The organism is Kitasatospora atroaurantiaca (genome assembly GCF_007828955.1).
Lineage (GTDB): Bacteria > Actinomycetota > Actinomycetes > Streptomycetales > Streptomycetaceae > Kitasatospora > Kitasatospora atroaurantiaca.
In genome coordinates this window covers 6,815,342-6,826,592 of the sequence record NZ_VIVR01000001.1, presented here as the reverse complement: position 1 = coordinate 6,826,592, position 11,251 = coordinate 6,815,342, and the positions used below count along the sequence as shown (strand labels likewise).

Sequence of the window (11,251 nt, the reverse complement as noted above, 5' to 3'; positions counted from 1 at the left end):
GCTCCGGCGTGGCTCACCGAGGACGAGTACCAGCGAGCGGACCCGCCCGTGTTCGACCGGCTCGGGGAGCTGGACACGCCGACCGTGGTGATGGTGGGTGACCTGGACCGGCCGACGCTGATCGCGTGCAACGAGGAGGTGGCTGAACGAATCCCCGGCTGCCGCCTCGTCAGGATGCCCGGCGTCGACCATCTCCCGCCGCTGCGCGTTCCTGACCTGGTTGCAGACACCGTTCTGGCGCACTTCGGTGGCGAGTTCCCCCACTCGTGACCTCTTGGTGGTGCAACCTCCGCCGGACGGCGGGTCAGCGTGGCTGTACGGGGGTGCTGGCCCGCACCACGACCTCGCCCTTGATCCGGCGCTGCCGGGTCGCGGCCCCCTCCTCAGCGGTGAGCACCAGGTCGAGTGCGAGGGCGCCGATCTCCTCCAGGGGCAGGCGCACCGTGGTCAGTGCCGGGTGCACGTCCCGGAGCGTGGCGATGTCGTCGAAGCCCGCCAGCGCCAGGTCCCCCGGCAGCGTGAGGCCGCGGTCGCGGCAGGCCGCCATCGCGCCGACCGCCATCACGTCGTTGACCGCGAAGACGCACTCGATGCCGTCGGCCGTATCCAGCAGCTCCAGCATCGCCGCGTAGCCGCCGTCCCGGGTGAACGCCCCCCGTACGACCGCCTGCGGCGCCGGTGCGCCCGCCTTGACGAGGCCGTCGCGGAACCCCTCGAGCCGGTCGCGGGCGGTCAGCAGGTTGCGCGGGCCGGCCAGCACGCCGAAGCGGCGGTACCCCAACGCCACCAGCTCGGCCGCCAGCACCCGTGCGCCGCTGCGGTTCTCGATGACGACCGTGTCGACCGGCAGCCGCTGCTGGCTGATCACCACGACCCGCCCGCCGCCCGCTTCGAAGGCCCGGACCTCCCGGGCGAGCGCCTCCTGCAGCCCCGGGTCGTCGACCCGGCTGCCGGCCAGGATCGCGGCCCGCCCGCGCTGCCCGCGCAGCGCCGCGAGGTAGTCCAGTTCACGCTCCGGGCGCCGCGCGGTGCTGCCGACGGTCACCAGCAGCTGGTTGTCCTCGGCGGTCCGCATCACGCCGGCCGCGATCGAGGAGAAGTACGGGTCCGCGATGTCGTGCACGACCAGGCCCACCACGTTCGTGTGCCCGCGCGCCATCGCCTGGGCCTGCGCGTTGGCCGAGTAGTTGAGCCGGGCCGCCGCCGCCAGCACCTTGTCGCGCAGCTCCTGACGGACCCTGCGGGAACTGCCGTTGATGGAACGCGAGGCCGTGGCCAGCGACACGCCGGCCTCCCGCGCCACATCGGACAGCGTCACCGTACCCGGCTGGGTCACCGTCTCGGCGGGCCGTTCCCCCATCGCGAGCTCCTCCTCCACGCCGGGCTCCCACCGTCCCGGGAATACGCATTCCCACCCTACGCCGCACCATCCACAGCGGGAGGCGAGCTGCGCACGCCGGGTACGGAGCCGACATGGCTGAACGGTCCTGGCCGTGGCCACTCCGCACCGTCAGACCGTGCTGATGCGGCGGCCGGTGATGCGGGTGGGGGCGATACGGATCCACAGGTTGCGAGCACCGCCCGCCCACGGTCTGGCTTCGGGCTCCTCTGCGAGTCGCCGGACGGTCTCGGGGTCGGTGATGTACTCCGCCGTGCCGACGATGAGGACGCTCCAGCCCTGGCTCAGGTGCTCATCCACGTGGTCGACCTCGAAGGCGACCTCACTGCCCGCAGCCGACGCGGTCATGCTGTCGGGTGTCGTCCGGTAGACGATCGTGCCGTCGTCGACGATGTAGTTCACCGGCAGCACGGCGGGCCCGGCGTCGCCGGACAGGGCGACCCGCCCGATTCCGTGTTCGCCGAGCCGGTCCCAGCATTCCGGAGTCGTCAGCTGCATCAGCACGGGGTGGGGCGCAGCCGAGGTCTGTCCCGGCGGAGGATCTGTATGGCCTTCCAGCAGTTCCCGGTAGGTCATCTGCAGGGCGGCGGCCACCCGCAGGAGGGCGCCGGGGTCGAAGTCGCTTTCCAGTTCTTCCAGGTGCTGGAGGTAGCGAGGTGACATGCCCGCACGTTTCGCCACCTGTTCGTCGCTGAGCCCGAGCGCCTGGCTCCGGAGTGCGATGCGCCGGGCGACGTCGCCGGGACGGGCCGCGGCCCGGTCCGACTCGCCGGAGGGCGCGGAGTTCTCGTTCACGACCGTCCACCTCCTACCGTCGAAGTCGATCAGGAGCGGCAGGACCTGTGTCCGGCCGCCCGCGCTCGCTGTCGGATTCTTCCGCTCCGCGCGTGCCCGGTCGGTACGGCGCGCCGTCGCGGGGCCGAGCGCGCGGCGTAACCGCTCAGGTCCGGAACAGGGCGACCTTCAGGGCGCCGTTCGACGCCGAGCTTGGCGAGCAGCCGCGACACATGGTTCTTGACGGTCTTCTCCGCGAGGTAGAGCTCCTGGCCGATCTCCCGGTTGGTCCTGCCCTCGCCCACCAGCGCGAGGATCTCCCGCTCGCGCGGCGTCAGCTGGGCGAGAGCGGCGTCGGTGCCGGTCTCCTCGTGGTGGCGAAGGCTCTCCATCAGCTTGCGTGTGGTGGCCGGGTCCAGCATCGACTGGCCGGAGGCCACCGTGCGCACCGCGGTGACCAGGTCGGTGCCCTTGACCTGTTTCAACACGTACCCGGCCGCTCCGGCCATGATCGCGTCCAGCAGGGCGTCGTCATCGTCGAACGAGGTGAGCATCAGGCACGCCAGCTCGGGCATCCGGTCGCGCAGCTCGCGGCAGACCGTCACCCCGTCGCCGTCGGGCAGCCGGACGTCCAGCACGGCCACGTGCGGCCGCAGCGCGGGCACCCGGGCCAGGGCCTGCGCACAGGTCCCGGCCTCGCCCACCACCTCCATGTCCGGCTCGGCCTCCAGCAGGTTGCGAACCCCGCGCCGGACCACCTCGTGGTCGTCCAGCAGGAACACCCGCACTGGCTGCCCGGACTCGTGGGGCTCGGTCGCGTTCATCGCTTGGGTCTCCTGAACCGGACGGCGGGCAGTTGCCTCGATTCTGCGCGTACCCCGCCCGCGCCGCAGCGAAGGACATGCGCGCTGGCGAGCCGTCTCAGCTGCCCCGCACGCGAGGTCGCCGAAGTTCCCCTCGGATCGGCACGGGGTGCCTGGCCGGAGCCGGTCCGTGCCGGCTACATCATCGCCAGGTGCGCGGCCACGTAAGGTATGGCTACGGTCTCCAGTCCACGGTCCGCGCCGAACATCGGGTGCACGTTGACCTCGAACACCACGCCGCCGTTGGCCGGGGCGAGATCGACACCGCCGAAAGGGAGTCCCACCGACTTCACGGCCGACACTGCCAATTGGGCCAGCTCGTACGGAAGTTCGTCGGTCTCCAGCAGGGTCGACACGGCGCCCTGGCCTTCGTTGCAGGGCGCGTGCGGATCATCCTGCACATGCTCCACCACCCGTACGACCCGCCCCTCCAGCACGACGACCCGGAACTGGTGGCGTCGGCCTCCGGCGTCGAAGTTCTCCGCGTCGCGTGCCAGCAGCCAGTCCGATCCGCAGGCGGCGTAGTGACAGGCCGCTTCGCGCAGTTGTTCGTCCGTGGTCAGGTGGAAGACGTCCTTGCCGCCCATGCCGACCGTCGGACGCGCCCACGCACTGCGGCCGAGCCGATCGAAGGCCCGGGCGGCTTCGATCGGGCTTGGCCTGGACAGGCTGACGGTCTCCATGTGCGCGATGCCGTCGTGCGTGAACCGCTCGACCGTGAGGTTCTTCTCGGTCGCCACCCGCCACGCCCCGGCGTCGGATCCGAGCGTGACCGTTCGGGTTCGGCGCAGCAGGTGCTGGAACGCCTCGAAGCGCCGACGTTCGGCGGGCGGAATCTCGTAGACCAGCAGCCCCGCCGCCTCCACCGCCAGATCCTCGCCCGGTACCTCCAGCCGCAGCACTCCGCCGGCCGCGGACATCCGGCCGCTTCCGACATCGGTGAAGTGCCGGGCGTCGACCTGCACGGGCGGCTGACCGGTCAGGATCTCGACGGCTTGGGCCAGAATCGCCCGGCTGCCCTCCATCGAACCGTGATCCGTCATCAGAACCAACTGGTGTCCATTCACGCACCCATGAAACAAGCGGCCCTCGACCCCCACAAGAACGCCTCCCGGACATGGACTGAATCCGGCCGTCCTCGATCAGCCGCAGCACGCCGCAGCCGGACGGCTGCCCCAGCCCGGCCGGCCGGAAGGTGACGGCGTGGCCGTCCGCGAGGACGGGCTGCTCCACCCGCGTCACTTGACCGAGCCCGCCATCGCGCCCTGCACGAAGTGGCGCTGGAACGAGAAGAACACGATCACCGGCACCAGCAGCGACAGGAACGCGCCCGGCGCCAGCACGTCCAGGTTGGAGCCGAACTGCCGCATCTGGGACTGCAGCAGCACGGTGAGCGGCTGGGAGTCGCTGCCCGCGAAGATCAGCGCGACCAGCATGTCGTTCCAGACCCAGAGGAACTGGAAGATGGCCAGCGACGCGAGGGCGGGCATGGCCAGCGGCAGCGCGAGCCTGCGGAAGACGGCCCACTCGCCGCAGCCGTCCATCCTGGCGGCCTCCGGGATCTCCTGCGGGATCTCCAGGAACTGGTTGCGCAGCAGGAAGACGGCGAACGGCAGCCCGTACGCGACGTGGAACAGCACCACACCGGGTACCGTCCCGAACAGGCCGACGGCACCCATCAGTTTGGCCACCGGCAGCAGGCCGATCTGAACCGGCACCACCAACAGGCCGACCACGACCAGGAACAGCCAGTCCCGCCCGGGGAAGTCCAGCCAGGCGAAGGCGTAGCCGGCGAGGGCGGCGAGCGCGACGGTGAGCAGGGTGGCGGGCACCGAGATCAGCACGGTGTTCCAGAAGGCGTCGAGTACCTCGCCGCCGGAGAGCAGGGCGCTGTAGTTCTCCAGGGTGAGCCGGGCGGGCTCGCCGAGGACGGTCCACCAGCCCGAGCCGGTGCTGTCCTCCTTGGGGCGCAGCGAGGTGACCAGCAGCCCGACGGTGGGCATCAGCCACAGCGCGGCGGACAGCAGCAGCACGGCCCGGACGAGTCCGCCGCGGGTGAGCGCACCCAGGCGGGCGGCCAGGTCGGGGCGCGGTGGGCGGGTCGTGGTGGCCGGGGTCGGCGCTACGGCCGGGGCGCCGTCGCCGGGGTGGTCGGCGGGACGGGAGAGCAGCTCGGTCATCGCGGGCTCCTCCGGAAGCGTCGGATGTTGAGGATCATGGCGGGGACCACGAGCAGAAGCAGCAGGACGCCGAGGGCGCTGCCGAGTCCCTGGTCGTTGCCGCCGCCGAAGGAGACCAGCCACAGGCGCAGGGCGAGGACGCCGGAGTCCTGTTGGACGGGCCCGGGGGCGATGACGAAGACCAGGTCGAAGATCTTCATCACGTTGATCACCATGGTCACGAAGACCACGCCGAGGACGGGGGCCAGCTGCGGCACGGTGATCCGGCGGAAGATCTGCCATTCACCGGCGCCGTCCATCCGGGCGGCTTCCAGGGTCTCCCGGGGCAGGTTGGCGAGGCCGCCGGCGATGATGACCATCGCGAAGCCGGCCCAGATCCAGATGTACGCGCCGATGATCGCCGGGGTGATCAGGCCGGGGCCGAGCCATTCGACGCCGCGGTAGGGGGCGGCGAAGTCGCCGGCGGGCAGTTCGACGGTACCGGCGGCGTGGTCGGGGAACCGGAAGGAGCCGTCGGGCGCGGTGGTGGTCGTGGCCACCGTCCGCGCGCCGTCGAGGAGTCGGACGGTGAGTCCGGGCAGTCCCCGCTCGCCGGGATCGATCTTTCCGGCAGTGCCGCCACCCGGGGTGACGTCCAGGTAGACCACGCCGCGTACGCCGTCGCCGGGAACGTCGGTGGCGGCGGGTTTCGCTTCGGCCGGCAGGCCGGTGGGCTGGAGGCCGACCAGTGGGAGGGTCACCGCGCTCGGGCCGTGGGGTTCGGCCGAGCGGATCTCGGCAGTGCGGACCGAGCCGTCGGGCGCGGCGGACGGGCCGCCCGGGCGCGGGCGGGCACCGGGGTAGGTGGTGTCGTGGTCGAAGGTGTCGTGCACGGCGACGGCGGCGGCGTTGAGCACGCCGCGTTGCGGGTCCTGCTCGTAGACCAGGCGGAAGGTGATGCCGGCGGCGAGGAAGGAGATCGCCATCGGCATGAACACCAGCAGCTTGAACGCGGTGCCCCAGCGGACCTTCTCGGTGAGCACGGCGAAGACCAGCCCGATGGCGGTGACCAGGGCGGGGGCCACGGCGACCCAGATCGCACTGTTGCGCAGCGCGGTGAGGTTGGCGTCGTCGGAGAACGCCGTCCGGTAGTTGGCGAGTCCGACGAAGCCGGTGCCGGACGCGTCGAACAGGCTGCGCACCACGGACCAGCCGATGGGGTACAGGACGAAGGCGCCGAGCAGGGCGAGCGCCGGGAGGAGGAAGACGAGAGCCAGGCCCCGGCGCCGCAGGGCGGCGCCGGGGCTCGGGAGCGGGGTGGGTGTCATCGTCTGTCGTTCCGTCAGCCCTGGTAGGCGGCGGCCGCGGCGGCTTCGAGGCGCTGGGCGGTGCCGTTGACGTCCGCGGGGTTGGCGAGGAAGTCCTGGAGGATCTTCCACTCGCCGCTGCCCTGTGTGCCGCCGAAGGCCGCGGGGGCCTGGTCGGAGAGGTCGAACCGGAAGGTGTCGGCGGCGGCGATCAGCGACTCGGCGGTCTGCCTGGTCGTCTCGTCGGGGTAGCCGTCCGTCTTGAGGGCCTTGTTGGGCGACAGGAACCCGCCCGCCTTGGCCCAGACGCCGGCCGCCTCGGGGGTGGCGAGGAATTCGAGCAGCTGCTGGGCGGCGTCCTTGTGCTTGGCGCCCTTGAGTACGACGGCCGCGTCGCCGCCGCCGACCACCGGCGGCTTGCCGCCGTCGACGGCCGGGAAGGGGAAGAACCTGGCGTCCTGGCCGACCTTCTTCTTGAGTTCACCGGAGACGATTGCCCCGACGAAGTCTCCCTCGTAGACCATGGCGGCCTTGGGCTTGTCGCCGAAGACCTGCTGGACGGACTCCGGGAAGTCGGTCTGCAGGGCGCCCTTGCCGCCGCCGGCGACGAGCTGCTGGTCGCCGAAGAGCTTGCCGAGGGCGGTGAGGGCGTTGACCACGGTGGGGTGGGTCCACGGGATCTGGTGCTTGGCGAGCTTGTCGTAGTTCTCCGGACCGGCCTGGGAGAGGTAGACGTTCTCGAACCAGTCGGTGAGCGGCCAGCCGGACTCGCCGGCGACCGAGAAGGCGGGCAGGCCGGAGTCGGAGACGGCACGGCCCGCGGTCAGCAGCTGGTCGAAGGTGGTCGGGGGCTTGACGCCGGCGGCGTCCAGGGCGGAGGGGCTGTACCAGACGGTCGACTTGTGGGCGGCCTTGAAGTACAGGCCGTACAGCTTGCCGTCGACGGTGCCGTAGTCGGCCCAGATCTTGGCGAAGTCGCGGTTCAGGCGGTCGGCGACGGCGGGGGCGAGGGGTTCCAGCCAGCCCTTGCGGGCGAACTGCTGGAGAACGCCGAGCTGGGGCATCATCACGACGTCCGGCGGGTCGCCGCCCTCGATCTTGCTCCCGACCAGGGTGGAGACGTTGTCGCCGGTCGAGATGTAGACGGTCTTGGCACCGGTCTTGGCCGTGAAGGCGTCGAGCACCTGCTGGAAGTTCTTCTGCTCGACGCCGGTCCAGGCCGCGGCGACGCTGACGGTCTGCCCGCTCAGCGGCTTGGAGCCGGAACCTGCGTTGTCTGCGGCCGGCTTGGCGCCGCCGCAGGCGGTGGCCGTGCAGGCCAGTGCCAGGGTGGCCGTCAGGGCGACGGCCGCTCGCTGGATTCGCATGATCGTGTCCTCTCGGTTCGGCGCGGCCGGGGGTGGGCCGGCCGTGCCGTTCGGGGGTGGGGTCTGCCCGACCGGGGAGACGGTCGGGCTGCTGGTGGGAGGTCTGATGACCGGACGTCAGGCGGTCTGGACGGTGCGGCCGTCGCGGACCCACCAGGCGGCGGTGCCGGCCGGCAGGGTTCCGGGCGGGCACGGCCCGCTGGCGAGCAGCGGTTCGCCGTCGACGGGTGCCAGGGCGGGCTCGTCGCCGAAGTTGACGGCACAGAGCAGCCCCTCGCCGCGGACGAAGGCGAGCACACCGGGCGGGGTGTCCAACCAGCGCAGGGTGCCCTCGCCGAGCTGCGGGAGCACCCGGCGAAGGTGCAGGGCCTCGCGGTAGAGGTGCCAGGCGGATCCGGTGTCGGCGAGAACCCGCTCGACGGTGTGCGCGGCGAAGTGCGCGGGCTGGGGCAGCCAGGGCTGCTTCGCGCCGGCCGGGCTGAAGCCGAAGGGTGGATCAAGTCCCGACCACGGCAGGGGAATTCGGCAGCCGTCGCGGATACCGATACGGCTTCCGGTTCGGTGGAAGATCGGGTCGGTGATGAGCTCGTCCGGCAGGTCCTCGACCTCGGCGAGTCCGAGTTCCTCGCCCTGGAAGACGTAGGCGGCACCGGGCAGGGCCAGCATCAGCAGGGCGGCGGCGCGGGCGCGGGCCGCGCCGGAGAGCCGGTCGTCGCCCGCGAAACGGGTGGTGGTGCGGACCTGGTCGTGGTTGTTGAGCACCCAGGTGACGGTGGAGCCGGTGGCGGCTATGTCGCGCACGGCCTCGTCGATGACGCGGTGGAAGTGGGCGGCGTCCCAGGGCGCGTGCAGCAGGTGGAAGAAGAACGCCTGGTGCAGCTCGTCGGGGCGGACGTACGCGGCCTGCTCGGCGGGGGTGGGCACGGATGCCTCACCGACCAGCAGCCGGTCGCGGCCGTCGCGGGCGGTGTACTCCTCGCAGACGGCCCGCCAGTCGCGCCAGATGCCGTGGACCTCGGGCTGGTTCCAGGCCAGGGGGTTGACGGAGTCGCGGGTGCGCTCGTCGGCCTCCGGGTCCGGGGAGTCGGGGAGTTCGGGGTGCTTGAACAGGCCGGCGGCGACGTCGATCCGGAAGCCGTCGACGCCGCGGTCCAGCCAGAACCGCAGTACCCGCTCGAACTCGGCCGCGACCACCGGCTCCCGCCAGTTGAGGTCGGGCTGTTCGGGCGTGAAGAGGTGCAGGTACCACTGGCCCCAGCTGCCGTCCGCCTCGCGGACCCGGCTCCAGGCCGGGCCGCCGAACATCGCCCGCCAGTTGTTGGGCGGCAGCTCGCCCCGCTCGCCCCGGCCGTCGGCGAAGTGGAACCGCGCGCGCTCCGGGCTGCCGGGCGCGGCGGCGAGGGCCGCCCGGAACCACGGGTGCTCGCTGGAGCAGTGGTTGGGGACGATGTCCAGGATCAGCTTCAGGCCGAGCAGCCGGCAGTCCTCGACCAGGCCGTCGAAGTCGTCCAGCGTGCCGTACATCGGGTCGACGGCGCAGTAGTCGGCGACGTCGTAGCCGTGGTCGTGCTGCGGTGAGACGTAGAACGGGTTGAGCCAGAGGCCGTCGACGCCGAGCCGCTTGAGGTACGGCAACCGGGCGCGCACGCCCGCCAGGTCACCGATCCCGTCGCCGTCGGAGTCCTGGAAGCTGCGGACGTACACCTGGTAGATCACGGCATCCCGCCACCACGGCAGACCCGGGGCCGCGGGGGCCTTGGGAGTGGCGGTCAGCAGGTTGAGGCCGGGGGCGGCCGAAGGGTCACCGGGCAGGGGAGACCTGAGCATGAGTCACCTCAGAGAGAGCACGGCACAGCGGCCGTGCGAGTCGCACGGTCCCCGCCCATGCCGTCCGAGGCAGCGGGGATGCATGCATGTTATGTATGCACGAAGGTGACGTCCAGGGGTACCGGCGCGTTAACTATCTGCTTGAATTGGGACACTTACGGACAAAAAGAAAGCCTCCCGATACTTAACAAGTAAGTATCGGGAGGCTGGGCAGGACAGCGCGAGCGCCTACCGGCCGACGATCTCCTTCAGATCTGCCGCCATCCGCGAGACGGCGGCGTCGGCCGTCGTGCGTCCGAGCAGCGCGTCGTACGAGGCGGCGCCGATCGCCAGGCTCAGCTGCTGGTAGCCGGGTACCGACGGCCGCTGCACCGCCGTCTCCAGGCCGCGTCGCAGCACCGGCAGGTACGGATAGCGGCCCACCAGCTCGGGATCGGTGTACAGGTCGGTCCACACCGGCGGCAGGCCGCCCTCGGTGAGGACCCGGCGCTGCACCTCGCGGCCGGTCAGGTAACGAATCAACTCGCGGGCCGTGCGCTGGTGCCGGGAGGCGGAGCCGACCGCCAGGTCCGAACCGCCGAGGACCGCGGCACCGGCCCCCTGCGGACCCGGCAGCGGCACCACGCCGAACTTCCCGGCGACCTTCGAGCCCGGCCCGGCGGCCTGCGGATAGACGTACGGCCAGCTCCGCAGGAACAACAGCCGCCCGTCCTGGAACGCCTCACGGGACTCCTCCTCACGGAATCCCAGCGCCTCACGGGGAATCCAGCCGTCCCGCAGACCGCCGGCCAGGAAGTCGAGCCCGGCGCGGGCCTGCGGACCGTCCACCGCCACTTGCCCGTTGCCGTCCAGGAACCGCCCGCCCGCCGAGGCCACCGCCTCCGCCACGTTCACCGTCAGCCCCTCGTACGGCAGCAGCTGGCCCGCGTAGCCCTCCAGCCCGTGGCGGGGTGCGACCGTCCTGGCCAGGCGTTCCAGGTCGGCCCAGGTCTGCGGGGGCCGCTCCCCCTCCTGCTCCAGCACGTCCGAACGGTAGTACAGCAGGCCGACGTTGGTCGTGAACGGCACCGCGTACAGCCGCCCGTCCCACCGCCCGGTGCCCACCGCAGCCGGCAGCAGCCGGTCGGCCGGGAGCTGCGCCTCGTCGAGCGGCGCGATCCACCCGCGCTGCGCGAACTCCGCAGTCCACACCACGTCCAGGTTCACCACGTCGAAGCGGTCGCTGCCGCGCGACAGGCCCTCGGCCAGCTGCGCCCGTACCTCGTCCGCGGCGTCCGGCAACTCCACCAGGGTCGCCCGCTCCTGCGGATGCGCGGCGTTCCAGGTGTCCAACAGGCCCTGCAGATAGCCCGCCCGGTCCCGGCCGGTGACCAGCGTCACCGGCCCCGTACCCGACGCATCACCATCGCCCGCGTCGCCGGGCAGCGAGCAACCGCCCGCCAGCAGCACACCGGCCAGCAGACCCGCCAGCTTTCCCAGACTTCGACGGCGCACCGCACCGACCTCCAACCTTGCGTCCGCAGCCGCCCCGGCGGCGGGCCGAGGCCCACAGCCG

The 11,251-nt window shown here is 71.8% G+C and carries 10 protein-coding genes; 1 reads left to right on the top strand and 9 read right to left on the bottom strand.

The window, feature by feature from the left end:
• Positions 1-48: 48 nt before the first annotated feature.
• Positions 49-270 carry an alpha/beta fold hydrolase gene (locus FB465_RS30715; protein ID WP_145795803.1) on the top strand — a complete coding sequence of 74 codons (222 nt, stop codon included), beginning with the start codon at positions 49-51 and terminating at the stop codon, positions 268-270.
• A 34-nt stretch (positions 271-304) separates the two neighbouring features.
• On the opposite strand, the gene FB465_RS30710 is transcribed toward FB465_RS30715, so the two are convergent.
• The 9 genes from FB465_RS30710 to FB465_RS30670 form a co-directional block, all read right to left on the bottom strand.
• Entirely contained in the window at positions 305-1,378 is a 1,074-nt protein-coding gene (locus tag FB465_RS30710) for a LacI family DNA-binding transcriptional regulator (protein ID WP_246192943.1), read from the bottom strand.
• 132 nt (positions 1,379-1,510) lie between these two features.
• Entirely contained in the window at positions 1,511-2,194 is a 684-nt protein-coding gene (locus tag FB465_RS30705; RefSeq protein WP_246192941.1) for a helix-turn-helix domain-containing protein, read from the bottom strand.
• 29 nt (positions 2,195-2,223) lie between these two features.
• Complete coding sequence (locus FB465_RS30700) at positions 2,224-2,997, bottom strand: response regulator (RefSeq protein ID WP_145795802.1); 774 nt, start codon at positions 2,995-2,997, stop codon at positions 2,224-2,226.
• Positions 2,998-3,173: 176 nt separating this feature from the next.
• Entirely contained in the window at positions 3,174-4,136 is a 963-nt protein-coding gene (locus FB465_RS30695; RefSeq protein WP_246192939.1) for an ATP-grasp domain-containing protein, read from the bottom strand.
• A gap of 138 nt (positions 4,137-4,274) precedes the next feature.
• Positions 4,275-5,105, bottom strand: coding sequence for an ABC transporter permease subunit (locus FB465_RS30690; protein ID WP_170290831.1), 831 nt, complete (start codon positions 5,103-5,105; stop codon positions 4,275-4,277).
• Positions 5,106-5,212: 107 nt separating this feature from the next.
• A complete protein-coding gene (locus FB465_RS30685) occupies positions 5,213-6,523 on the bottom strand; it encodes a carbohydrate ABC transporter permease (protein WP_145795798.1) in 1,311 nt (436 codons plus the stop codon).
• Between the two features lie 14 nt (positions 6,524-6,537).
• Positions 6,538-7,869: an ABC transporter substrate-binding protein gene (locus tag FB465_RS30680; protein ID WP_145795796.1), complete on the bottom strand. Its 1,332-nt coding sequence runs from the start codon at positions 7,867-7,869 to the stop codon at positions 6,538-6,540.
• A gap of 117 nt (positions 7,870-7,986) precedes the next feature.
• Positions 7,987-9,696: a glycoside hydrolase family 13 protein gene (locus FB465_RS30675; protein WP_145795795.1), complete on the bottom strand. Its 1,710-nt coding sequence runs from the start codon at positions 9,694-9,696 to the stop codon at positions 7,987-7,989.
• Between the two features lie 228 nt (positions 9,697-9,924).
• Entirely contained in the window at positions 9,925-11,190 is a 1,266-nt protein-coding gene (locus FB465_RS30670; RefSeq protein WP_211785890.1) for an ABC transporter substrate-binding protein, read from the bottom strand.
• Between the last annotated feature and the right edge of the window lie 61 nt (positions 11,191-11,251).